22 protein-coding genes are annotated in these 25581 nt (G+C 45.0%); 13 read left to right on the top strand and 9 right to left on the bottom strand.

Going from position 1 to position 25581, the window contains the following annotated elements; genetic code table 11:
* Positions 1 to 3: 3 nt before the first annotated feature.
* Positions 4 to 813 (bottom strand): shikimate dehydrogenase family protein, encoded by an 810-nt coding sequence (locus BMX79_RS07025; RefSeq protein ID WP_091480759.1) that lies wholly within the window; start codon positions 811 to 813, stop codon positions 4 to 6.
* Positions 814 to 1384: 571 nt separating this feature from the next.
* Here BMX79_RS07025 and BMX79_RS07020 point away from each other — a divergent pair.
* The 6 genes from BMX79_RS07020 to BMX79_RS06995 are packed head-to-tail and all read left to right on the top strand — an operon-like array spanning position 1385 to position 6707.
* Complete coding sequence (locus BMX79_RS07020) at positions 1385 to 1942, top strand: hypothetical protein (protein WP_091480757.1); 558 nt, start codon at positions 1385 to 1387, stop codon at positions 1940 to 1942.
* Positions 1939 to 2979, top strand: coding sequence for a 3-deoxy-7-phosphoheptulonate synthase (gene aroF / locus BMX79_RS07015; protein ID WP_091480754.1), 1041 nt, complete (start codon positions 1939 to 1941; stop codon positions 2977 to 2979). Before BMX79_RS07020 ends, aroF begins: the two co-directional genes overlap by 4 nt.
* 12 nt (positions 2980 to 2991) lie before the next feature.
* Positions 2992 to 4080 carry a 3-dehydroquinate synthase gene (gene aroB, locus BMX79_RS07010; protein ID WP_091480752.1) on the top strand — a complete coding sequence of 363 codons (1089 nt, stop codon included), beginning with the start codon at positions 2992 to 2994 and terminating at the stop codon, positions 4078 to 4080.
* Complete coding sequence (gene aroA / locus BMX79_RS07005) at positions 4077 to 5336, top strand: 3-phosphoshikimate 1-carboxyvinyltransferase (RefSeq protein WP_246117664.1); 1260 nt, start codon at positions 4077 to 4079, stop codon at positions 5334 to 5336. The genes aroB and aroA overlap by 4 nt, the downstream gene beginning before the upstream one ends.
* On the top strand, positions 5337 to 6425 hold the full coding sequence (gene aroC, locus BMX79_RS07000; protein WP_091480749.1) for a chorismate synthase: 1089 nt from the start codon (positions 5337 to 5339) through the stop codon (positions 6423 to 6425). It abuts the gene before it with no gap.
* A complete protein-coding gene (locus tag BMX79_RS06995; RefSeq protein WP_091480747.1) occupies positions 6426 to 6707 on the top strand; it encodes a chorismate mutase in 282 nt (93 codons plus the stop codon).
* 56 nt (positions 6708 to 6763) lie between these two features.
* Here BMX79_RS06995 and BMX79_RS06990 read toward each other — a convergent pair whose 3' ends face one another.
* The 7 genes from BMX79_RS06990 to BMX79_RS06960 all read right to left on the bottom strand — a co-directional run bounded on the left by BMX79_RS06990 (position 6764) and on the right by BMX79_RS06960 (position 14383).
* Positions 6764 to 8008, bottom strand: coding sequence for a glutamate-5-semialdehyde dehydrogenase (locus BMX79_RS06990; protein ID WP_091480743.1), 1245 nt, complete (start codon positions 8006 to 8008; stop codon positions 6764 to 6766).
* Between the two features lie 31 nt (positions 8009 to 8039).
* On the bottom strand, positions 8040 to 8855 hold the full coding sequence (gene proB / locus BMX79_RS06985; protein ID WP_091480740.1) for a glutamate 5-kinase: 816 nt from the start codon (positions 8853 to 8855) through the stop codon (positions 8040 to 8042).
* A gap of 719 nt (positions 8856 to 9574) precedes the next feature.
* Positions 9575 to 10792, bottom strand: a complete 1218-nt coding sequence (locus BMX79_RS06980) for a hypothetical protein (RefSeq protein WP_091480738.1) — start codon at positions 10790 to 10792, stop codon at positions 9575 to 9577.
* A 14-nt stretch (positions 10793 to 10806) separates the two neighbouring features.
* Positions 10807 to 11655, bottom strand: coding sequence for a hypothetical protein (locus tag BMX79_RS06975; protein ID WP_091480736.1), 849 nt, complete (start codon positions 11653 to 11655; stop codon positions 10807 to 10809).
* On the bottom strand, positions 11652 to 12341 hold the full coding sequence (locus BMX79_RS06970) for an ATP-binding cassette domain-containing protein (RefSeq protein WP_091480734.1): 690 nt from the start codon (positions 12339 to 12341) through the stop codon (positions 11652 to 11654). Before BMX79_RS06970 ends, BMX79_RS06975 begins: the two co-directional genes overlap by 4 nt.
* Entirely contained in the window at positions 12338 to 12718 is a 381-nt protein-coding gene (locus BMX79_RS06965; RefSeq protein WP_091267504.1) for a GntR family transcriptional regulator, read from the bottom strand. The genes BMX79_RS06970 and BMX79_RS06965 overlap by 4 nt, the downstream gene beginning before the upstream one ends.
* Positions 12719 to 13006: 288 nt before the next feature.
* On the bottom strand, positions 13007 to 14383 hold the full coding sequence (locus tag BMX79_RS06960; protein ID WP_091480731.1) for an MATE family efflux transporter: 1377 nt from the start codon (positions 14381 to 14383) through the stop codon (positions 13007 to 13009).
* Between the two features lie 536 nt (positions 14384 to 14919).
* On the opposite strand from BMX79_RS06960, the gene BMX79_RS06955 reads away from it, so the two are divergent.
* Positions 14920 to 16104: a carboxylate--amine ligase gene (locus BMX79_RS06955; RefSeq protein ID WP_091480729.1), complete on the top strand. Its 1185-nt coding sequence runs from the start codon at positions 14920 to 14922 to the stop codon at positions 16102 to 16104.
* A 52-nt stretch (positions 16105 to 16156) separates the two neighbouring features.
* Positions 16157 to 17728, top strand: coding sequence for a Mur ligase family protein (locus BMX79_RS06950; RefSeq protein ID WP_091480726.1), 1572 nt, complete (start codon positions 16157 to 16159; stop codon positions 17726 to 17728).
* 126 nt (positions 17729 to 17854) lie between these two features.
* Here BMX79_RS06950 and BMX79_RS06945 read toward each other — a convergent pair whose 3' ends face one another.
* Positions 17855 to 19261, bottom strand: a complete 1407-nt coding sequence (locus BMX79_RS06945; protein WP_246117665.1) for an MATE family efflux transporter — start codon at positions 19259 to 19261, stop codon at positions 17855 to 17857.
* 355 nt (positions 19262 to 19616) lie between these two features.
* Between BMX79_RS06945 and BMX79_RS06940 the strand changes: the two genes are divergently transcribed.
* The 5 genes from BMX79_RS06940 (at position 19617) to BMX79_RS06920 (ending at position 25443) form a co-directional block, all read left to right on the top strand.
* The gene (locus BMX79_RS06940; protein WP_091480723.1) at positions 19617 to 20963 is read left to right on the top strand and encodes a Sapep family Mn(2+)-dependent dipeptidase; all 1347 of its coding nucleotides are present in this window, start codon (positions 19617 to 19619) and stop codon (positions 20961 to 20963) included.
* A 163-nt stretch (positions 20964 to 21126) separates the two neighbouring features.
* Positions 21127 to 21849 carry a TraX family protein gene (locus BMX79_RS06935; protein ID WP_091480720.1) on the top strand — a complete coding sequence of 241 codons (723 nt, stop codon included), beginning with the start codon at positions 21127 to 21129 and terminating at the stop codon, positions 21847 to 21849.
* 70 nt (positions 21850 to 21919) lie between these two features.
* Positions 21920 to 23110, top strand: coding sequence for an SH3 domain-containing protein (locus tag BMX79_RS06930; protein ID WP_091480717.1), 1191 nt, complete (start codon positions 21920 to 21922; stop codon positions 23108 to 23110).
* Positions 23111 to 23220: 110 nt separating this feature from the next.
* Positions 23221 to 23916: a cysteate racemase gene (gene cuyB, locus BMX79_RS06925; protein WP_091480715.1), complete on the top strand. Its 696-nt coding sequence runs from the start codon at positions 23221 to 23223 to the stop codon at positions 23914 to 23916.
* A 75-nt stretch (positions 23917 to 23991) separates the two neighbouring features.
* A complete protein-coding gene (locus BMX79_RS06920; RefSeq protein ID WP_091480712.1) occupies positions 23992 to 25443 on the top strand; it encodes a UDP-N-acetylmuramoyl-L-alanyl-D-glutamate--2,6-diaminopimelate ligase in 1452 nt (483 codons plus the stop codon).
* Positions 25444 to 25581: the final 138 nt, after the last annotated feature.

Here is a 25581-nt window from a genome sequence, read left to right as displayed (position 1 = left end):
GGCTCACCCTTCCTTCCACTGGGAAAAGTCCTGAATCAGTTCATCCATCAAGTCCAATGAGATTGAACGGTTTTCCCAGATTTCTACAGATTTGATGGCTTGTCCGATCAGCATCTCGAGGCCATTCACTGCCGGCTTGCCTATTGAACGGGCCTGTTTCAGGAATGCCGTTTCCAGAGGGTTATAAATCAGGTCAATAAGGGCGTCGAAGCGTGTGGCCGTTTCATCCGATACCGGAGAAACGCCTGTGTTGGGATACATGCCGACGGGGGTTGTATTGATCAGATAATGTCCGCTGAACGTGTCCAAGTCGTCGTAAGTCCGGTATCTGACCGTTGAATCAGAACGGGACTCCTTGATGGTTCTGGAAACTAAAGTAATGTCCTTGACTCCGTGATCCTTCAGATACTGGACGACCATTTTGGATGATCCGCCTGTACCGAGAACAGTGACTGACTTGCCGCTCAGATTCCATTGGCGACGCTCGAACAGCAGGCCGAAGCCCTCGTAGTCAGTATTATAGCCTTTCAAGTAGCCGTTCTGATTGCTTATCGTGTTCACTACACCAAGTGTCTGGGCAGTCGGATCGATCTCATCAAGGTAAGGGATGACAGTTTCCTTGTAGGGGATCGTCACGTTTGATCCGCTGATGGACAGGATTCTCAGACTCCCGACAGCCTGAGGGACCTGATCGGGTGGGCAGGGAAACGTTTTATAAGCCGCGTTGATGGCCAGTCGTTTATACAATTCTTTATGCAGCTGAGGAGATAAACTGTGTGTCAGTTTTTCACCCAGCAGGCCGTAAAATTTCATATGGGCACCTCGTTTTTCTAAAAAGTATACACATGTTCACTATAAATTGGCAAATAGATTGAGATTCTGCCGATTGCTTAAGCACAAGTAAAGTGTAACATGAGAGTAAAATGATAAAAACAATAATTATTTTTAACTTATCCCTTGACATTCATTTTCATGCTTGCTAGTATTGTGAGCACAGTTAGTTAATGACTGAAACCAATTGAGGAGTGTTTAACATGACTAAAGAATTAAACAACTTAATCACGCCACAATTGAATCGTTATTACTTTAGCTTCTTTAGAAACAATCTATGGAGGCTAGAGCACTTTAAACTGTCTTAAAAAACAGTGCCCCATAGATTCCATCAGGACATCGAATGGGCGCACACTATAAATGAACTTTTAATTTATACATGTGATTTCAACCAACGCTGCATTCGATTATCCTGTTTGAGTAAAACAGATAACGGATGCAGCTTTTTGTTTATCCTAAGGTTGGTTTGAATGGCAAATCAGCTCTTCTGTTTATCTGACACGAAGCAACAGGAAACATCAAGTTACCAAGATATGTCAGTGGAGGAGATCAAATGATTATTCATACATTAGGGCCGGAAAATACAGACAGTTATGCCGCAGCCCAGTCGTTATTGCAGGCAGAGGAGGATGACATTGTTGGCTATCCGTCATTCGATACCATCCTTCATGAGCTTGAACGGCTTAAAGGCGACTGCGTTCTGTTTCCCGTAGCCTTTCAGAGTGCCAGGAAACCCTATGGCTGGAAAGAATTCAATTACGATTACTGGGAGAAAATAGAACTGCTTCAAGTTTTCGCAAGGAAAACCAAGCCGATGGTCCTGGTAAAAAATAGAGACAGAAAAATGGACAGCGCCATGATTCATCCGGCAACAAAGATTTTTCTGGAAAAATACCTGAGCAAAGTGAATGAGACACTTCCGATCACCTACACTGACAGCAAGTTCAAAGCCTGGACCGCTTTTAAAAATATGGGTCTGAAGTACACGATTATCAGCGAAGATGTGTTTGAAAAAGAAAAAACAGACAATTATCAGATTGTTGAGCGTTATGAACCTCAAATGGTCTGGTGTCTGTATAAAATAAAAGCAGAAGAGGAGAGAGATCAATGATTATTGTATTAAAACAGGGAACAGGTGCTAAAGCGATAAAAGAGATTACGAAGAAGGTTGAAGAACAAGGGGTATCAGTCAGTCATTTCTCAGATATCAAACGGGACTTTCTAGGTGTGATCGGAGATACTAGCGCTATCGATACGCATCGTCTGCAGGCACGTCCGGAAGTCGAGCAGATCGTCAGAGTTGAAGAACCATATAAACGAGCCAACCGCAAGTTTCATCCCGAAAACTCGATTATAGAAGTCGGTCAGGAAACTATCGGTGGAGACCAGCTGGGTATCATTGCCGGCCCGTGTTCTGTCGAAAGTGAAGAACAGATTGTTGACGTAGCGAAACGAATCAAGAAAGCCGGAGCCAACTTCCTAAGAGGGGGTGCGTTCAAGCCGCGTACATCGCCATACAGCTTCCAGGGACTGGAGCTTGAAGGGCTGCGCATGCTGCAGACGGCTAAAGCAGAAACGGGACTGCCGATTGTTACTGAACTGATGTCGACAAAATGGATCGACGAATTCGTAGAATCTGTTGATATGATTCAAATCGGTGCACGTAATATGCAGAACTTTGACTTGTTGAAAGAAGTAGGGAAAACCAAGACACCTGTCCTTCTAAAACGTGGACTGTCTGCAACTTACAAGGAATGGTTGATGTCTGCGGAATACATCATGTCAGAAGGAAACGAGAATGTCATTCTCTGTGAACGAGGGGTCCGCACGTTCGAACCGGAAACACGTAACACACTGGATATTCAGGCAGTACCGGTCATCAAGAAACTGTCCCACCTGCCAATCATTATCGATCCAAGCCACGCTGGAGGCATGTCTTATCTGGTTGAAGCTGGAGCGAAATCGGGAATCGTAGCAGGAGCGGACGGGCTGATGATCGAGGTACACAATGATCCGGAAAACGCATGGAGCGATGGAGAACAGTGCCTGACACCAGACGAATTCGGACTCCTGATGGAAAAAGCCGAGAAGCTGGCATCAGTCGAAGGCCGTACAGTTCCTCTATCCACTCAGTCAGTATCTAATTAAGGAGTCATTCAGATGAATGAATTGAAAGTCAGATTACCGCAGTCTTCTGTATCTTATGAGATTAAAATTGAAAAAGGGCTGCTTCAGAAAGTCGGGAAAGAAGTGGCTCAATTGACTAAAAGTCGACGGGTCGCCGTCATCACTGATAGGAATGTTGACAGCTATTACGGCGCTAGAGTAGAACAGCAGCTGGCTGATGAAGGATTCGAGGTCAGCATGATTGTTCTGCAGCCGGGTGAGCAGACGAAGACCTTCTCCATGATGCCTCTGATCTTTTCCCAGCTGATTGAAGCTGGCCTGACCAGAAGCGATGTGATCGTTGCTTTAGGAGGTGGAGTGATAGGCGATATCGCAGGCTTTGCTGCCTCTTCCTACCTTAGAGGCATCGATTTAGTTCAGATCCCGACCTCCCTGCTCGCTCAAGTTGACAGCAGTGTCGGCGGAAAAGTGGGTGTAGACCTGCCGGAAGGGAAAAACCTGGTTGGGGCCTTCTATCATCCTACACAAGTGATTATCGACCCAGAGGTTTTGAACACTTTGACCGATCATTACTTTGCGGACGGGATGGCAGAAGTCATTAAATACGGATGTATCTGGGATGCAGCATTTTTTGACAGTCTGTCTAAGCTTGAATCAAGAGATGCAGTGATGACAGAGATTGAATGGATCATCGCCCGATGCTGCGACATCAAGCGAGAAGTTGTCGAGCAGGATGAGAAAGACAAGGGTATGCGCATGCTTCTGAATTTCGGACATACGCTCGGACATGCGATCGAAGCCTACTATCACTATGAAAATATTACACACGGACATGCAGTGGCAATCGGTATGGCAACCTTGACCGAAATTTCCGAAGCCAGACAGCTGACTGAAGCAGGAACAGCTGATCAGATACGGCACGTGCTGAAGATGCACCAGCTGCCATCTGAGCTGGAGGATCCAAAGGCGTATAATGACATTCTTTCGTTTGTAAGCAAAGACAAGAAACAGCTCAACAACCAGCTGCATGTCGTTCTTCTCAACTCGATCGGCTCGGCAGCCACTCATCAGACAGACGTCAGCTTTTTTGAATCACTTAGAACAGGAGGACAGGACCATTGACGGATTTAACACTTACACCAGATAGACTACAAGGAGACGTGACTGTGCCTCCGTCTAAGAGTCTGGCCCACAGAGCGATCATTTGTGCTGCACTGGCTGAAGGAACCAGCACGATCAGCAACATTCAGTTTTCCGATGACATTAAAGCCACGATTCAGGGAATGCGTGCCATGGGTGCTGAAATTGATGAGCAGGAAGATGCTCTCACGATTCATGGGATCGGCCTTCAGTCTAAAAGCTTGGCGAATAATCAGTCTGAAGGGAAGGATTCAGATTCAGTTCGGACGATCGACTGCAATGAGTCTGGGTCGACATTAAGATTCCTGGTGCCTGTAGCGACTCTGTTTGAAGGAAAGACCCGTTTCATCGGACGAGGGAAACTTGGTCAGCGTCCATTAACTCCTTATGAGGATTTGTTCAGGAAACAGGGACTGGACTATGATTTAAAGGGTACGGATCAGCTTGATCTTCTTATTGGTGGTCAGCTTTCTTCTGATACAATTGAATTGAGGGGTGACATCAGTTCGCAGTTTATCACAGGCCTGCTCATGACTCTGCCCTTTTTAAACGGCGAATCCAGAATCCACGTGACAACGCCTCTTGAATCCAAGGGCTATATCGATCTGACTTTACACGTATTTGAGCTGTTTGGTATGAAGATCACAGTTGAGGACGAGGGTCAGACCTTCGTGATACCTGGTAATCAGAAGATGCAGGCGGCGGATTATGCTGTAGAAGGCGATTTTTCTCAGGCAGCATTCTTCCTCACAGCTAATCATATCGGAAATGATATCAGTCTATCCGGTCTCGACAGTCAGTCGCTTCAGGGGGACAAGGCTATATTGAACATTCTGGATAAACTATCTGATGAAACAGAGCGTGTAATCGACGGGTCTCAATTTCCGGATATCATTCCAACAGCAGCTCTGGCAGCAGCTTTGAGCATCGGACACACTCGGTTCACCAATCTGGAGAGACTTAAGATCAAAGAAAGTGACCGTCTTGCGGCTACGCAGAAAGAACTCCAAGCACTAGGAGCAGATATACAAGTTGAAGGCGATAGTCTCGTCATTCAAGGCGTGGATCAGCTCAAAGGTGGAGCGACAGTCTGGAGTCACAAGGATCACCGGATGGCTATGATGCTGGGGATCGCCTCAACACGATGCGACGAACCCATTACAATAAAAGATACAGAATGTGTAGCAAAATCATACCCGCATTTCTGGGAAGACTTTAAACTATTAGGAGGAATGTAAATGAGTGGCATTTGGGGAAAACAACTTGAACTCTCTCTATTTGGTGAATCTCACGGAGACGCGATAGGAATCACAATCAATGGGCTGCCGCCCGGGTTTGAAATCGATATGGAAGAGGTACAATTTGAAATGGCAAGACGAGCACCGGGAAGCAGTGACCTGACGACTCCGCGTAAAGAAAAAGATCTGCCGGAAATTCTGAGCGGATTCCTGGACGGGAAAACGACAGGGGCACCACTAACGGCCATTATCAGAAATACAAATACACGGTCAAAAGACTATAGTTTACTTAAGGATGTCATGCGACCGGGTCAGGCAGATTACCCTGGACGAATGAGATACAAAGGTCATAATGACCACCGTGGCAGCGGACATTTTTCCGGACGGATTACCGCACCGATCGTATTTGCTGGAGCGATCTGCCAGCAGTGGTTGAAGCAGAAAGGCGTAACAGTCAGCTCCCATATCCAGTCAATCGGCCACATTGAAGATCAGCGGTTTGCGGACCAGAAAGAGGTCACCCACGAGCAGGCGGAAGCGTTCAAGAAAGATCAGCTGCCTCTATTCGATGGTGAAAAGAAAGAAGCGATCCGGGACCTTATCCTTGAAGCGAAAGAAGAAGGAGATTCTGTTGGAGGCGTTGTTGAAACCTTTGTGCTGGGCATCCCGGCTGGATACGGGAATCCGTTCTTCGATTCAGTGGAATCTACACTGGCGCACCTCGTATTCTCCGTCCCGGCAATCAAGGGAATCGAATTCGGTACCGGCTTCGATATCACCAGAATGAAAGGCTCCGAAGCCAATGATGAATACTACTACGATGAAAATGGTCAGGTGAAGACGCGCTCGAACAATAACGGAGGCATCATCGGAGGCATCACATACGGCATGCCGATCGTGTTCCGTTCCGCAGTCAAACCACCGGCATCGATCAAGAAGAAACAGCAGACGATCAACGTCAGAGAAGGAAAAGCAGCCGAACTTGAAGTGGAAGGGCGCCACGATCCTTGTATCGTTCCCCGTGTCCTACCCGTCCTTGAAGCAGTGACGGCTATTGCACTGACCGATCTGATTCTGGGAGGAAACTAAATGACTGAACTGGACCAATGCCGCGAGGAGATTGACCTGATCGATCAGCAGCTGACGGCTTTGTTTGAAAAACGGATGGAAACAGTGCTGAAAGTCGGCGAATACAAAAAGGCACATAATCTGCCTATTCTGGACGCAGGAAGAGAAGAAGCCGTGATCAAGAAAAACATCGAACGGCTCAGTAATCCAGCTTTCAAACGCGAGCTATCAGACTTCTACCAGGCACTGATGGTTATTACTAAAGAGACGCAGCAGAGGCTGATGGACGAATCGGAAGACTAAACACATAAAAAGACAAGCAGAATCCCCATTCAGGGATTGCGCTTGTCTTTTTCTACTTATCTAATTTGTCCTTCGCCAAAAATAATGTATTTTGAAGAGGTCAGTTCGGGAAGTCCCATTGGGCCGCGGGCATGCAGTTTCTGAGTGCTGATCCCGATCTCGGCACCGAAACCGTACTCGAATCCGTCTGTAAATCGAGTCGATGCATTGACATAGACTGCTGCGGAATCAACTTCACGGTGGAAGCGCTGGCCGGCAAAGTAATCAGACGTCACGATGGCTTCTGAGTGCCCCGTACTGTACTGATTGATATGCGTAATGGCTTCATCCAATGAGTCGACCACTTTTACAGCCAGGATATAATCCAGAAATTCCGTTGCCCAGTCTTCTTCAGTAGCCGGAACAGACTCACTTAAAATAGCGGCTGCCCGGTCATCGGCTCGCAGTTCAACATTCCATTCAGCCAAGGCGTCTTCAATGACTGGAAGATAATCTTCTGCCACATCTTTGTGGATCAGCAGGGTTTCTGCAGAATTACATACTGATGGACGATCTGTTTTAGCGTTGACGATAATGTCTCTGGCCATATCACGAGCAGCCGTCTGATCGATGTAGACGTGGACGTTTCCAGTACCAGTCTCGATCACTGGGACAGTGGCATTTTCGACGACTGCCTTAATCAGATTAGCTCCTCCACGTGGAATTAGAACATCAAGGTAGCGGTTCAGCTGCATCATCTCTCTAGCCGTTTCACGAGATGTGTCTTCAAGAAGCTGAATCGAGTCGGTCGGAAGTGTGCTCTGGTCCAGTGCCTGACGCAGACTTTTCACGATGGCTTTGTTCGAGTTAAATGCTTCTTTTCCTCCGCGAAGAATCACAACGTTTCCCGATTTAAAGCAGAGTCCGGCTGCGTCCGAAGTCACGTTGGGGCGGGCTTCGTAAATAATCCCGATTACGCCAAGCGGGACCGACTGCTTGCCGATCTTCAGACCAGCATCGTTGGTCCACATGCTGTCCACTAATCCTACTGGGTCTGGCAGTGCCACGATATCTTTCAGTCCCTGAGCCATAGCGGCAATGCGGTCAGCAGTCAGTGTCAGACGGTCCAGTAACGAATCACTGATGCCGGCACCTCTAGCCCGATCGGTGTCTTTTTTATTTTCTTCTATTATAAAGTCAGTTGAGTTGAGTAAAGCCTCTGCCATAAGGGATAGGGCCTCATTTTTTTCTGTCGTTGTAGCCTGGGCAAGCTGGCGTTCGGCTTTCTTAGCTCGGTGACCCAGTTCAATAAGGGTGGTCAAATCATGTCATCCTTCCTGATGCAATTTTTTCTTAATTAAATGGAGAAAATAGGGTCCCTATTTTCTCTCCTGACAAGATGCGGAACAGAATAGATAAATCTTCTCCGTTAGCAAGAATCATATTCTTCTGTGCTTCCAGTACGATTTGAGCTGCATTCAATTTGGTGATCATTCCACCAGTCCCGAACTTAGTTGAAGAGTCCTGTGCCAGTGAAAGAATGGTATCGTTTATTTCGCTGATTGTATCGAATCGACTGGCATCTTTGTATTTCATCGGGTTCTTGTCGTAGAAACCGTCGATATCTGAGAGCATGACCAGCAGATCGGCATCGGTCAGTTCCAGAACGATTGCAGACAGGGTGTCGTTGTCCCCGAAGCGCGTCAGGTGATCCAGTTCCTCAACGGAAACCGTATCGTTTTCATTGACGATCGGAATCACGTGTTTCAGAAGAAGCTGCTCGAAAGTATTGACCGTGTTCTGACGGCTGACCGGGAAGTCGGTCACGTCTTTTGTCAGAAGAATCTGGCCGACCTGGTGGCCGTAATTATAGAAGAACTGACTGTACAGACTCATCAGTTCCGTCTGACCAATCGAGGCAATGGCCTGCTGCTCGGGAATCGTGACCGGACGTTCAGTCAGATTCATGCGCGCCAGGCCGACACCGATCGCTCCAGACGAGACAAGAATGATCTCCTTGCCCTGATTCTTCAAGTCGCTCAGGACAAAGGACAGTTTCTCCATCTGCTGAAGGTTGATTGCGCCATTCGGGTACATGATGGTACTGGTTCCTACCTTGATCACGATCCGCTTGCTTTGTTTAATTGATTCACGTATATGTTCTGTCATAATTATTTTTTTCATCCAATCTGATACAGAGTAAAAGTCATTTGCTAACTTTAAAATAGTATAACAAGTTATGTTTGAAAATGCCAGATGGTTTGAGACTTGGATGCGTTTACTATAAGGCCGAACTAGGATTAATCTGGAATTGGATCAACTGTGCGCAAGCTGTTTTACCTTATTTGCGGATTTTACTACAGTTCAGAGATCTAATAATGGAAGAACTACCGTTACAAGACGATTAACTGGATGTCTTATCCAATTTACTTCAAGGAAGTGTAACTAGACGGGCTGTAATTATAGTTCCTCGAAATATTTCCGGCAAAAGTGTCATCAGGACGGGTTTAGCGGCAGTTAGCGTCGCAATAAGTTCTCAAAATGTAAGTAGACGCCTCCTAGCTTGATTATCACTCAGATGAAGCAGGCTGAAATGCGATTAAATTGCGTCTACTTCTATTTTACCAGGATCAAACTATTCTAAACTGGAAATAGAAGCAGGTCTAGCTGCAGCTTAGCTATAGCACAGCCGTCCCAGCTCCATTTAGACAGCAGCTCGGCATCACATACTCCTGTCCCAGAGAAATAACCAGCCGAAACCAGCCGAAAAGAAGAAAAACTGAAAACCGAAAAGCTTCAGAAGGACGCGAATGCAATTCGCTTCCATATAAAAAAGATAAACCGGGTGAAGGGGGGCCACCGGTTTATCTTTAAGAGATAGGGAATACTTATAAAGGATTAATCGTGAAGTCGAAGAGCATCATTTCGGTCGACCGGTCATTTTCCCGGTCTTCAAGTCCGAAGTAGCCGGAAAAGTCAGTACTGACCGAGTCAAGGTCAATGATCTGGAACATCGGTCGACCATATCCGTCCTCTGAGTAATGGTCTTCATAAGCATAGACGTGTCCATTGACCAGCTGCATGCCTTGATTAAATGAATGATTGTAGTAATACACAGGCAGTCTGCCGATAGAAGGCGTGATCATGTCTGTTGAACCAAGTTCGTTTAATGATTCGTCAGTCACATTCCAGGCGTGCCAGTTAATCGTTTCTCCAAGGTCCTGGCCGACGACGACTTGTTCATCCTCACTTAGAACAAGGGTCTCTCCCTCTTCGAATAAAGGAATCTCCTGAAAGTCACCGTTCTGAGTATCATAGACATGAAAGGCGTCTGTCGTGTAATTAGTGATTTCTCCATATTCGTCTTCTTCGCCAGGCTGAAGGGATTTGAAGGGGATGTACCGTTCGGTTCCTGTTGGAGAGAAAGAAATCTGAATGCTGCTTGAGTCAAGAGCCTGACCGACATTCACTTCGGGAGACAATGTGTCTTCGGGCTCATCGAAATTAAAGGAGTAGATGTACCAATTATTCTCCATCTGTTCGTCAGCAGCTTGAGTTACGATCGTCAGTTCAGGTGCATGATAGTAACTGGCAACGACACCGTGATAAGAAGCGCCTTCCAGTCTGACTTCATAAGACTGCTCGTCTTCTGATTCTTTATCAAGCAGCGAGATATCGAGCATATTGTCGTCGTACATTCTACGCCAGTTGACGTCACTGGTCATAGCCGTGTAGATGATCTCATCGTCTGTTTCAGTGAAGTTGCTTGTGTTTCTCGCCTTTCCTCGCATGAAGGACCGGTAGTCACTGACATATCTGTTGGCGATGGGATTGTATTCAAAATCCAGATGTCTGAATACGGAGCGGTTATTAAGATAGGAGAAGTCTCCATCCTTGAATTCGAAGGTACTGCTTCTTCCAGAGGACTGAGTGCTGTAGATATTGCCTATAAAGTACAGAGCATCCAGTTCATCAACATTTCCTTCTTCAGTGACCAGTTCAATTTCCGGTAAGGGCGTACCCGCCTGTGTCTGGTAGATCCCAAAAGCTGACAGGGTCAGAACACAGAGGAGCACAAAGCTGATCAGTTTAGAGTATTTTGTCATGTGTCTGCTCCTTTCTAAATCGTAATTTTTTTATTTAGCAGATGACGGCTGATGAGAAGGGAGGTTACCCCGATTACTGTCATCAGAACAATAATGAGTGCCATAATTTCGGAATCGTAGAAAAAGTAATAATTCTGCACGAGATCAGGCAGGAAGACTGGAAATGCCGCTATCAGAACCGTAACGACTCCGTAGGCGATTCCTAATCCCAGTCCTTTGAACGAATAACTTCTTTCCAGCAGAATCACTGTAAAAAGCACAAGCATGAATGTCAGTCCGATTCCATTCGCTGACAGGAAATAAAATGAAGAGACCGGCAGGATCACTGTGAACAATGGATGGATGTTAAGAGCCTGGACTAAAGTCATGCCGGACAGCCAGTCGTCAGGAACGATGGCAGAAACAATCTGAAAGCCGATAGTCAAGGAAATGATCTGAACAGCAATCAGGCTGAAAATGGCAATATAGATGACGAACAGTTTCGAATAGAAAATCTGCATCCGAGGGACTGGGAGCATCAAAAGACGGTAGGCAAAGGTGTTCTTGCCCATCCATTCTCTATACCAGATAAAAAGGGAATAGAGAAGCAGTCCGCTGATACCAAGAGTCGCGGGTGCCAGGAGCCACAGTGTACTGGTGACGTCGTAAAAAGAGAAACTGCCGAATCGCTCGATTGCCTGCTGGGCAGTGACTGATTCTGTCTGCATGTATTCATTCATCCGGCCGACATAACGCATAGGTGTGTATATGTAACCGATCAGGTTAAGCAGCAGGGTCACACCCAGCAGAGTATAGAGAAACTTTGAGATACGATCCAGCTCGAACGCCGTCAGGTTAAGTAATGATTTCATATATTGTTTCATCCTGTGTAAACCTCCCTCATGACATCGATCACAGATTTTCCTTCTGTTTCGCGCATGTGTTCCGCATTGAATTCTTTATAAATTTTTCCTTCATCAAGCAGAATGACTTTATCCAGAAGGTGTTCAATGTCATTGATTTCGTGTGTTGTAATCAGCACGCCTCTGTCTTCCACCAGATAGCTGCTGAATACTTCGGTGATCTGTTCACGGGTAAAAATATCGATGCCGGAGAACGGTTCATCCATCAGAATATATTCGACATCGAGAGCCAGACCGAGAAGCAGATTGACCTTGGCCTGGTTACCTTTCGACAGATCACGCAACTTATCATAAGCATTCAGCCTGAAGAACTTAAGAATGTCCTTGGCCCGTCTTGCATTCCAGGTATCATAATAGTCATTCATGAAATCCATGCTCTCCTGAATCGTAAAGTGAGGCAGGGAGATGGATGCGTCAGGGATAAACGCGATTTTGTTATACAGAGCTGGTACCAGGGTTTCGCCATCGATGGTCACAGACCCTTTCTTGACAGGGGTCAGGTTCATGATGGCATTCAGGATCGTCGTTTTACCGACCCCGTTCACGCCGACCAGACAGCTGATTTCTCCTTTTTCGATCGTAAAGGACACGCCGTTCAGGACTTTTTTCCGTCCGAACTGTTTATGGATATCTTTAACTTCGATCATTTTTGAGCCTTCTTTCTATTTGCAAGTTCCTGTTCGATCATGGGCATCAAATCTTCAAGATCCATGTCGATAGGGTCTATAGCGGAAACAAAGCGAGTGATCGCCTGATTCAGCCATTCTTTTTTCAACTGATTCAGCACATTCGGATCTTCACTGATCCGGCTGGGTTTATTCGGTTCTGTAAAGATCAATCTCTGTTCCTCCATTTCGCTGTAGGCCCGCTGAACGGTATTCGGATTGATTTTCAGCTGATTGGCCAGCTGGCGCCTAGACGGCATCTCAACCCCAGGTTTCAGCTCACCTGAGACAATCTGTTTCTTTAGATGGGTCATGACCTGAAGATAAATAGGATCACGCTTATTAAACGTTACACTCAAACTCAGGACTCCTTTCGACTGGTATTCATGAATCGATCCGTAGTTCTGGAATAGACGGCATGAGGGTGGTGGACCATGTGTACTAAGCAGGTAATACACTAGGTGTAAAAAAATTGGAGCCGTCAGTTCTGGCTCACTGTTCATTGTGTATTATATGCTTAATACAATTCAGGTGTCAACTCTTTTTTTGCATTTATTTACAATGCCTAATCTTGTTCGTCATCTCCCACTTTTGATGTAGAAAAAAGTCCCCGTCACTCAAAGGAGTAACAGGGACCGGTGAAGGTATTATTTACTTGACCGTGCTAATTTTCCGGATAGAATCGGTTTTTTTGACGCACCTGTCAGCTGACGTTTGAATGCGTAGTAGGATCCCAGTAGCGGGAACAGTGCTGCGACCCATGCCAGAGGGTTTGACAGCCCAACACCGACAAAGCCCAGTGACTGTGACAGAATTAGAGCAGCTCCGACACGTGCAAATAGCTCGAACAGTCCGGCAAGGGTAGGGGCAGTGCTTTTACCCAGTCCTTGAAGCGTATAACGGTGAACGATCAGGATAGCCAGGAAAACGTAGAAAGTAGAGTTCGTCAGGAAGTACAAGCGAGACATGTTCAAAATCTCAATATTCTCAGGTCCGACGAACAGCATAGCGATCTGTCGTCCGAAAATGACCAGCAGCGCACCGACTACAACACTGTAGCCTAGTGTCACTTTCATTATTTTCTGTACGCCTTCCCATACACGGTCCAGATTTCCGGCACCATAGTTCTGTGCGGTATAAGTGGCCATTGTGACACCGACAGCCATAAGAGGCTTGGTAGCCAGCGCATCGATTTTTTGAGCTGCAGTTGTAGCGGCAACAGCTTCAGGCCCGAGTGTGTTCAGTGTCATAGTAACAGCTATCATACCGATGGCAATCAGTGATGTCTGGAAGCCCATCGGGAAGGCAATAGCAGCATGTTCTTTGATCTGTCTGAATCCGGCAGTCCAGTCTTCTTTATGAATTCTTAACATAGGTACATTTTTTCGAATATAAACGAGACCGATCACGCCTGAAACGAACTGTGAAATAACTGTTGCCAGTCCGGCACCTGCGACGCCCATATCGAAGACCAGGATGAAAACAAGGTCTAAAATAACATTCAGCACTGATGAAATGGCTAGAAAGACAAGTGGCGCTTTTGTATTTCCGATTGCTCTAAGCAGGTTGGATACCAGGTTGAATAGAACAACTCCGCTTAGTCCCGCGAACATCATAGTCAGATAATCATTAGCGTACCCGAACAGTTCCTGTGGTGTATTCATGAATTCAAGAATATTGCGTCGGAAAACAAGTGACAGAATGGTCAGCAGGACACTTACCGTACCTGCGATGATCACGCTGGCTGCAAGGTTCTCTCTGATCGCTTGTTCATCTTTTTTACCAAAACGCTGGGCAGTCAGAACGGCCAGTCCGGAAGTTAACCCGATTGCCAGTCCCAGTACCAGGATGTTGATGCTGTTGGTTGAACCGACAGCCGCAAAGGCATTGACACCGATCGTCTGGCTGACGATGTACGTGTCCGCCATCTGATACAGCTGCTGCAGTAAATTTCCTATTATTAATGGAAGCGTGAAAAGTAAAATCAGTTTCAGCGGGCTCCCTTTAGTCATGTCTTTGTTCATATAATGATTCCTCCTGTATAATGGCAGAACTTATTTAAAAGTGCTTATATAATTTGTTTTCATCTGTTTTCAATTGATGAGTCTTTTGACTAGTATAAGTACTTATAAAAAATAAGCAAGTGATTCGGCGAGATAGTTGTGACAGTTTGTTGAACACCTGTGAAAGCTTATGTTGACTGCGTTTTCATCGCTTTCACGAAAGGGTTCGGGAATCTGGGTCAAATATAGACGAATTATGAACAGGCCTTGCGATTAATCTGTCAGGTATAAAAATTGACGACTCAATAAAGAACCAGGTGGACTTCGGATAAATAAATGGGAATAAAGCAGAGTAAATTAGAAAAACACTCTCTTTTTTAAATGATTTTCAGTATGATATAATAGGAACTGATGAATTTTGGTATATGAGGCTGGGTAAAAGCCTCGATAGCCTGGTAAGATAACTGAATAACACAGTGAAATAGAATGACTTTCAAGTCACACATACTAAAAATAGAATTGAAAAGACATGACATTAATGAAAAGAGTGAATAGGAATGAAGACTGATCATAAAGCGGTCGTTTTAGGATGTAATTATTATATCGGATTAAGTATCATCAGATGTCTCGGACAGCAGGGGATTCACGTAACCGGGGTCCACTATCAGGAAGAAGGCGCCTATGCATTTAAATCAAAGTATTTATCTGAGCGAGTGATTGCCCCTCACCATGAAAAAGAGGCAGAACAGTTCAAGAACTTTCTGATTGCATATGCTAAAAAGCAGACACACAAGCCAGTTTTGTATCCCACGGCTGACCCGTTTGTTCTGCTGATCGATAAATATTTTGATGAACTGAAAGAATACTACTTGTTTAACCAGACCCAGCAGGGCTTCTGGAGCGATATCATCGACAAGGATAAACTGTACCTGCTGGCAGCTGAGCATAATGTACGTGTACCGAAAAGCTTCAGCACAGATGATGAACACCTCGTTGAAAAAGTCGAAAGCGAACTGGGATACCCGTGCATCATCAAGCCGTTCGATTCGTCGACCTTCGTTTCTACATTCAGACGCAAGCTGTTTAAAATCAATAATAGAGAAGAGCTTCTTGAAAAGCTGGAAGCAGTGAAGGAAAAAAATATCGATGTCGCTGTCCAGCAGCTCATTCAGGGGTTCGACGATCATATGTATACCTTTGATGCTTACCTGAACCAGGATGCAAAAGTGACACACTGGCTGACAGCCCAAAAGCAGAGGCAGTACCCGATCAACTTCGGTGCGTCTGTTTACATCAAGCAGACTCATGTACCGGAACTGGCAGAAATAGGCATTCCGTTCCTCGAAGGCATCGGCTATAAAGGCTTTGCGGAAATTGAGTTCAAGAAAGACGAGCAGACAGGCGAATATTACCTGATTGAAATCAATGCCCGGACCACGAACTTCAATCAGATGCTTGCAGAACTGGGCTTCAATATGCCGCTGCTGGCATACAAAGAACTGACAGGACAACCGATAGGAGAGCAGACTCTGGAGGAAACGACAGGATACGGCTTCCACTACATGTATGAAGACTTACATGCCACACGAGCATATCTGGCGTCCAAGCAGCTGTCAGTCGGTCAAATTGCTAAAACGTACACAGATAAACGAGTGGGAGCAATATGGGATCGTAAAGATCCAAAACCAGGTTTCGCTTATCTAGGTGTTCTTTTCGGCAAGGTGAAAAAGAAGCTGTTTTAAGAAAAGTGAATGAGCTGTCAAGGACCAGCTCATTAAAAAGGAGAAACAATACATGCGCTTATCAGAATTACTTGAATCGATAACACTCATCGATTCTAAAAATCAAAACGATGTTGAGATTGCTAAAGTAGCTTATCACTCTGGAGAGGTCGAGTCCGGCACACTGTTTGTCTGCATCAGAGGGTATCAGACTGATGGACATGAATATGCTGCAAAAGCTGTGGAGCAGGGGGCTGCGGCTTTAGTTGTCGAGCGTTTTATTCCTGATCTTAATGTCCCTCAATATAAGGTAGAAAGCAGCCGTCAGGCTCTGGCTGCACTAGGAGACCGTTACTATGATCACCCATCGAAAGATTTCACAGTGATCGGAATAACCGCAACGAATGGAAAAACCTCTACTTCGTTCATGACCAATGCTATTCTGGAAGAGAACAAGCTGAATACTGGGCTTATCGGGACAGTAATGGTCAAGTACGGAAAAACTGTTGTACCGAGTGTGCTGACGACTCCTGAGTCTCTGGATCTTCATGGCTATTTTGCAAAAATGAGACAGGAAAACATTTCTCATGTCACTATGGAAGTATCTTCTTCGGCGCTGGACCTAAGTCGAGTAGGGAATGTGGATTTTGATATCGTGGCTCTGAACAATATCAGTCGGGAGCATATTGATCTTCATGGGTCTTTTGAGGAATATTACAATGCCAAAGCAAGTCTGATCAGAGAAGCCGGAGCAGGTCAGTTTGCTGTTTTAAATCTTGATGATGACTATTCGGCATCCTTAATCAGTCAGACAGAGGCCAACGTAGTGACTTACGGCTTGAAAGATGATTCCGGGCATTTATACTGCTCAGATCTGGATATTGCGAGCGGGCGAGGCTCCTTTACAGTAGAAGTCAGAAAACCGTTCAAGACGATCACGGGCAGGACGATTGAACAGACCAGTTTCAGAATAGACTTGTCTGTAGCAGGCTATCACTCTGTGTATAATGCAATGGCGGCGGTAACTATCGGGCTGATCAGCGGCGTGGACATTGAGACAATACAGTCCGGAATAAGCAATTTCAAAGGTGTTGAACGTCGATTCCAGTTCATATATGAAAATGATTTTAAGATCGTGGATGATCATTTTGCAAATGCAGGGAACATCGATGTTACCCTTGAGACTTTGACCAAGATGGATTACAAGACACTTCACATTGTTTATGCGATCAGAGGAAGCCGCGGTGTGACAACTAACCGTGAAAATGCTGAGGCGTTAGCTAAGTGGGCGCCTAAATTAGGTCTTGAAAAAGTTATTGTATCTCTGAGCGAATCCCATGTCATTGATAAAGATGATGTACTTCCTGAAGAGCTTGAAGCCTTTAAAGAAGAAATGGACAAAGTTGGTGTGGAAATCGAACTGCACAAGGAAATGCCGGATGCGCTCCAGTCCAGTCTGAAGCAAGTACAGAAAGGGGATGTCATCCTTCTTGGCGGGGCACAGGGAATGGACTTTGGAGCCAAATATATTCTTCATCAGCTGGTTGAAATGAGACCGGAACTCGATAAAGAATCGGTGCTGAAGCCCTTGACTCAAAGAGTAGCTGGAATAGATGAATCCTTCCTTGATAAGGAAGGAAAATAGTAAAGCATTGAGGGTTAATGAATCCCTTCATCAGGAGCATACAAAAAACCGAAAGAATCTTTGTACATTGGACAAAAGATCTTTCGGTTTTGCTTTATACACTGGAGATTAATTCCTGCTGGTGTATTATTTTAATTTTGAGGAAGCGAAAGTCGTTTCCAGATCTGACATGTCGTTTTCTTCTTCCAGAGTGATGGCCATGCGTCCGGACAAGGTTCGTTTAGTTGAGCGGTATGCCATTACCAGAGGAACGAAGGCCGCAAACCAGGCCAGCGGATTGGCAATGGCAGCACCCATGAAACCTAACGGGATGGACAGGAAGGCTGCGGCACCTATACGCGCCAGCAGTTCACCTATACCGGCAACAGTAGGAGCCAGGCTGTTTCCAAGCCCTTGAAGCGTGTGTCTGTATACGAAGAGAACAGACAGGACAGCATACAATGTAGAATTCGACAGGAAATAGAACTGAATCATGCGTAAAACTTCCGCAGGGGCATCAGCACCGACGAACAAGGTTGCCAGATTTCGTCCCCATAGCATCAGTAGAATACCGATCACGATACTGTAGACGACACTCATTTTTACAGCTTTATCGACACCGTACCAGACACGATTCAGTTTTCTGGCACCGTAGTTCTGAGCGGCATAGGTGGACATCGTCACCCCGAAAGACTGCAGGGGAAGGACAGCAACAGCATCGATTTTCTGAGCAGCTGTATAGGCAGCCACTGCAGTAGCTCCCAGCTGGTTCAATGTGATGGTGATTGCCACAGAACCGATTGCGATAATCGAATACTGAAAACCGTAAGGCAGACCGATTCGCAGATGCTCTTTAAATTCGGCGGCACTGAGTTTCCAGTCTTCCTTATGAATTCTGAGAATGGGCACTTTCTTCCATATATAAAGCAGACATAGCACACTTGAGGTGATCTGAGCAGTTACCGTCGCCAGAGCAGCCCCTCTGATACCGAGATCGAACACCAGGATATAGGTATAATCCAGAATGATGTTCAGAAGAGAAGTAATGATCAGAAAATAAAGCGGTGTTCGGCTGTCACCAATGGCACGCAGAAGATTGGCCAGATAGTTGAACATGATCACTGCACCGATTCCTCTGAACAGGACATTCAGATAATCGTAGGCATACGCATAGGTTTCTTCAGGCGTCTGCATGATCGTAAGTATTTCTTCAGTAAAAGTCGTCGTCAGTATAGTCAGTACCACAGCGATAGTTACACTGATTATCAGGCTGGTTGCCAGATTCTGTCTCAGGCTTTTTTCATCTTTACGACCGAAACGTTGAGCGGTGATCACCGCCAGCCCGGCTGTAATCCCGATGGCCAGTCCAAGTATCAGAAACTGGAGACTGAGAGTTGAGCCAATGGCAGAAAATGCCGTGACTCCGATCGTCTGACTCACGATGAAGGCATCCGCCATATTATAGAGCTGCTGAAATAAATTACCAATTAATAAAGGGATCATAAATCCAATAATCAGTTTCACCGGATTTCCCTGGGTCATGTCTTTTTTCACATGTCATCCTCCTAGCTGTAAATGAACAGCGCATGACAAAGTGTCACTTTTACGCGTCATTGGTTCCAATAAATTAAATTAAGTACCCAGTAATTATAGCCGTAAAAAATATAATTACAATAGAAAGCGACAAAATAATTTAAAATATGTACGGACCTTTAAAGTTAAGCGGATAAAGCAACTTGGGTATGAATGTATGAAAGATTTTGCTATACTCGTTTTGACCATATAATTAGTAAGCTGATGATATCTGTATGACCATACAGTCACGGTACATAGGATCACAGAAGTGGCAGCACAACTAACTTAAGAACTGCAAGAAGCAAGTATATTATAGAAGAAGAGGGATCCGTCAATGAATGAACGAATAACTAAATCGATAAAAGCAGATAGCCTGCGAGCACTGAAAAAACTCATAAATATTCCGTCTGTCAATACATCCAACGGGAATGAACGATCTTTTCCTCCTTTTGGAAAAGGCATCGACTCAGCTTTGAAAGAAACGCTCAACATTTGTGACAAGCTGGGGATGGATACCTTCTATGATCCTGAGGGCTTCTACGGCTATGCAGATTATGGAGACGGTGAAGAGACGTTAGGTATTCTCTGCCATCTGGATGTCGTGCCTGAAGGAGACAAAGAAAAATGGGACAGTGATCCGTTTACAGCAACGGAGCGGGATGGTGCGGTCTACGGCAGGGGAACTCAGGACGATAAAGGTCCGACGATTGCTGCTTTATATGGGCTGAAAGCTCTTATCGATGCTGAAGAGACCTTCAGCAGAAAAGTCCGCTTTATTTTCGGAACGGATGAAGAAACCTTGTGGCGATGCATGAAAATGTACAAAGCGCATGAAACGATGCCGGACCTTGGATTTGTGCCTGACGGGACCTTTCCTCTTACTTATGCGGAAAAAGCGCTGCTTCAAGTCACTCTGACTGGACCCGGTGCAGCAAAAATGGAGGTCCACTGCGGAGAATCACCAAATGTTGTACCGGATACTGCTGAGTATTCGGATGGTCAAGTCGACCAGCTTTCTGGAGTATTTGATCAGATGGATGTGCCTTACACAGTAGAAGATAATAGAATCATTGTACATGGGAAAAGTGTGCACGCGAGTCAGGCTCAGGATGGAAAAAACGCGATCGCCCTTCTCGCAAAAGGACTGGTAGGTTTCCAGCCTCACCCGGCAGTCTCATTCATCGGAGAAAAAATAGGAGTGGAAACAAACGGCTTCACTCTGTTCGGAGAAGTTAGAGATGATATCTCCGGCGAGCTCACGCTCAACGTCGGTAAGCTTGAAATCAATGATAATTATTCTGAAGTGGTGCTGGATATTCGTATCCCCGTCACGCACGATAAGCAGAGAATCGAAACAGCGTTGAAGGAAGCCGTAGAATTATACGGCCTGGAATACAAGGAATTCGATTATTTGCCGTCTCTCCATGTCCCAGTTGAAAGTGACCTGGTTCAGACCTTGCTCGACCTTTATAAAGACAAAACAGGTGATGATTCAGAACCGATGACAACTGGAGGAGCGACTTATGCAAGAGCGATGCCTAACATGGTTGCTTTCGGCGCTCATTTCCCGGGGCAGGAAAGTCTGGCCCATCAGGAAAATGAGCATATTACTCTGGACGACTTCTATACTTCCATGGATATTTATTCAGAAGCGATTTTTCGTCTAGCTTGTGTGAACTGACTAGACTTAAAATTTATTGACAAACAGATTACAGTTTGACTTTTTTTGGGACATATCGCTTTCTATCGTTTTATAATACTACTATAATTATATTACGTTTTTAGTTGTATATTTTTGTAAATTTATTATATTATTGCACAGTTTCAGGTCTGGAGTGTTTAAAATGAGTGAAAAATCGATTTATCTGCCTCTTCAGAATATAGAGGTTAATGCCAATACATTAAAAATTATAGCAATAGTCGCTATGTTCGTTGACCATTTTTCTCGCCTTGTCACTGAATTCGGCAGCTCCGAACGCTGGATTGCCCATCTAGCGGGAAGGCTGGCTGCACCCTTGATCTGTTTTTTAATAGCGGAGGGGCATCATTATACATCAAACAAAAAGAGATACATTTTCAGGCTGTTTATTTTTGCAATCGTTTCTCATGTGCCATATAACTTGTACTTTGGACTTGGAATGTTCAGCGCTACAAGTGTGATCTGGACTCTCATGCTGGGTGTCATTGCTCTAGCCGTGATAACAAAAGAGGATTGGAATGTATTAGTGAGAATGACTCTTCTGGGCATAGTCTTTATTTTCTCGATGCCTGCCAACTGGCACTATATCGGGGTTTTGTGGATCATTGTTTTTGGTCTCTTCAGGGAGTATCCTAAACTGAAAGTTGTTATCTTTGTGCTAGTTGCACTAGTTTTTTACATTCTACCCGGACTGCAGGACATGGGTCTCTATGCCAGCTACCGGTTCGGGGTACTGCTGACCATTCCTTTTTTTTGGTGGTACAACAATAAACCTGGCATGCGTAATGCCTTTACTAAATGGGGATTCTACTGGTTCTATCCCCTTCATCTGCTGCTGCTTTTTGCAGTCAGACTGCTGATGGGATGACCAAAGTCAATGTCTATAGTCAGGACGAGCTGGACCTGATGCCTAAAAACGCGAAATAGGAGTTTAGAATTTGAACAGAAAAGAAACCGTATTGAAAACTGTTATCGCACTTCTAAGCTTGCTGATAGTAGCCGGAATAGTTTTCCTGATAAGCAGAACACTTAGTACGAACGATGTTGAGGAGGAAGAACAGGAAAGACAGGGAGAACAAGTTGTAGAAGATCCTGTGGACACACCCCCTTCACTTCCTATATTCTATAATGATGTGTTTGAACTGCCGCTGATTGGAGCAGCCGGATATACATCCGTTGAAGAAGATCTATATGGTTCACCGGATCCTGGGTCAGAAGTCCTGACTGTTCTGCTGCCGGGAACACCTTTTGAAATCAGAGCAGAGTATGGAGAATGGTGGATGATCAGAACGGAGAATCAGGAAGGGTGGATCCGACACCAGGCTGCATTTGTCAATATGCCTGATATTGCTCCCTCGATTGTTTATGATCATGCAAACAGCTATTCCTCGCTATTCATGTCTTCCTATACTGAGATCCCGGATGTCACTGGAGAGTCGATCAGTAATATGATCGACTTCAACGACCGTCTGAACAGAGAAGAATTTATATTTCCAATTTTATACAGTACGGCGCAGAAACTGTTTCAGGCTCAGCAGCTTGCTATGCTGAATGGAGAAACACTCGTCCTTTATGAGTCATTTCGCTCGCAGGAAAACAGTGTTCTGGTCAGAGAATCTCTGGTAGAACTTATTGAAGAAAATGAAGAAGTAGAAGAGGGTGTGACAGAGGCACCTTGGAGTATCGGCTGGTTCATTCATTCAGGTATCTCCAATCATAACCGGGGAGCAGCTGTAGATATCAGTCTGGCTCAGGTAAATGAGGTAGTTGAAAGTGTAGTTGGGGATTACCTGTTTATGGAAGTGACTGATTATACTGAGTACGAGATGCACACCCCGATGCACGAGTTGAGTGTCGATTCAGCTATTTTTGAGGAACCGATCAGCTCGATGGATCGGGACGGATGGCGTGAACTGGACATTCATCCTGATGCGTCTGAGCATGCTGTTAGGCTGCAGGAATATATGGTTGGAGGAGGATTCACTCCTCTTGCATCAGAATGGTGGCATTTCAATGACCTGGATATTCTTGAACTACTAGGTCCGGATGCCAGTACAGGAGACTTCGACATCAGTCGGACAATCAATAGTCAGCCTGAATGGCAGGATGTGCAGGAAAATATCGACTGAGACTGCTGGTTTTGAGTACAAACAATTTAGAAGGCCAGTAAAAACAGGTGAAATGAAAACCTGAAGTCAGTTCCCAAATACTAGTTAATGAAAAGAGTGAAACTAATTATATGGAAGCAAATATAATCGGTGTGCTGGGAGGGATGGGCCCGCTTGCTACAGCCAGTTTCTTTAGAAAAATCATTGAAGAAACCGAGGTCACTAAAGATCAGGATCATTATCGTGTGATTATTGACAGTAATCCGAAAATACCTGACCGAACAAAAGCCATTCTGTACGGGGGAGAATCTCCTCTATCTGAAATGATAAAAACGGCACAGAATCTTGAAAAATCTGGGGCCACTGTACTGGCTATGCCTTGCATTACAGCGCACTACTTTCATGAAGAAATACAGAAGCATGTGTCCATTCCCTTTTATCATGTCCTTCAAGGATTAGATGAGTATTTAGCGGAAAACTTTGCATCTGTTACTAAAATAGGCGTACTTTCTACAACAGCAACTAAAGAAACGAATCTGTTTCAAACGTACATTAAACGAAAAACTGTCCTGTTCCCGGATCAGACTGTACAGGAAGAGAAAGTCATGCGGGCAATTTTCGGCGAGAACGGAATCAAACAAGGAAACAGCGGAGAATATCCAAAGCATTTGCTTAAAGAAGCAGCGGAACAGCTGATCGATGAGCAGGGCTGCGAGCTGATCATTGGGGGATGCACTGAGGTGGAATTGGTCTTAGGATCAGATGATTTAAGTGTGCCTTTCATCGATCCGATGAGAGCAGCAGCGAGGATGCTGACAGGAGGATAAGAATAAAACGCAGTATGCGGGGGACAGGCAATACCTCTCTGCGTAAGAGTATAGGTAAATTAAGGAGATCTTAAAGTGAAATGGAGAGAAATAATACATCAGATTGATGGTATCGAAACAGATGATAATCTGAATACTATTGACATAGCAGGAATCAATGAACGGGCAGACAGAATAGATGAAGGAGAAATTTTTGTCGCCATCAAAGGATTTAAGAAAGATGGGCATGATTTCATTGACCAGGCTATTGATAATGGGGCAGCTATGATCATCGGACAGAGACCTATAAAGGGGTTATCTGTTCCGTATGTTCAGGTGGAAGATTCCAGAAAAATGCTTGGAACACTGGCTGCAAGTTATTATGGCTATCCTTCAAAAAGTAAATTAGTAATTGGAGTGACCGGAACAAATGGGAAGACTACGACGGGTCTCTTCACTACTCACCTGTTGAGAAAAGCTGGGTATACGGTCTCCTTCTTTGGAACAGTATTTAATGAAATGAACGGCAGACGGGTGGACAGTTCATTAACTACTCCAAGTGCTTCGGAAATTCAGAAATTTCTGGCTGAATCAGATGATGAAGCAGTCGTAATCGAGGTGTCTTCCCAAGGTCTGCAGCAGCACCGGATGGAAGGAATGCTCTTCGATTATGGTCTGTTCACCAATCTCCAGCATGACCATCTGGACTACCATAAAACGATCGAAGAGTACTTTTCAGCAAAAAAGAAGCTGTTTTCACTGCTTAAACCCGGAGGCAAAGCTGTCATCAATATCGAGGACACATGGGGGAAAACTCTGAAAGACCTTCTTCTGGAAGAGGACATAGAGGTTCTGACAGTAGGAGAGTCCGATGAGGAGAATACTCATTTTACATTCCGTGATGAAGGAGAGAGCGAACTCCTGATGGATGGGAAGACAGTTAAAGTGGATGCGCCGTTACCAGGCAAGCATAATCTGCTCAATTTGGCCATGGCAGGAACTGTAGTGAAAGATGTAGGACATGATATCAGTAACCTTCAGGAAATGATCAAAGACCTAGAGCCTATTCCAGGACGGTTTGAAGTCTATAAAATAAATGATGACGTGAAGGCGATCATTGACTATGCGCACACTGCTGAAGCGCTGGAGGCAGTCTTGTCGACATGCAGAAGCTTGTATCCTGATCATAGAATATGCCATATTTTTGGATTCAGAGGCAGTCGTGATCATTCCAAACGCGAAAAAATGTTCGATGCATCTGTTTCAGGAAGCGACTGCACTCTTCTGACACTGGATGATCTAAATGAAGAACCGGAAGAGATCATGAAAAACAGCTATATGAAGCTGGCACTGAAGCACCCTGAAAATAAGGTGAATGTAGTAATGGACCGGACTATGGCCGTCAAGCAAGTGATTGACGAAGCAGAAGAAAAGACGCTTATTATTCTTACAGGAAAAGGACATGAAAAGTACACAAACACCTTTAACCTCACCACTCATTCAGATAAGGAGACAATCGACTACTTTGTAGACTATTATTCATCTTAAACAGAAAGTTTATCTTTCCCTCATAGGTCAGTTGACCAGGGTAAGATAAACTTTTTTTCTATGCTTTTCTGGGCTAATTAATGAAACAGAGTAATCCTAAAAGTAACTAATCTCTGGACATTATATATCTGAAAACAG

It is taken from the genome of Alkalibacterium pelagium, assembly GCF_900109325.1.
Taxonomy (GTDB): Bacteria; Bacillota; Bacilli; order Lactobacillales; family Carnobacteriaceae_A; genus Alkalibacterium; species Alkalibacterium pelagium.
Note: the sequence above shows the minus strand (reverse complement) of the source record. Positions and strands in the feature narration are given on the sequence as shown.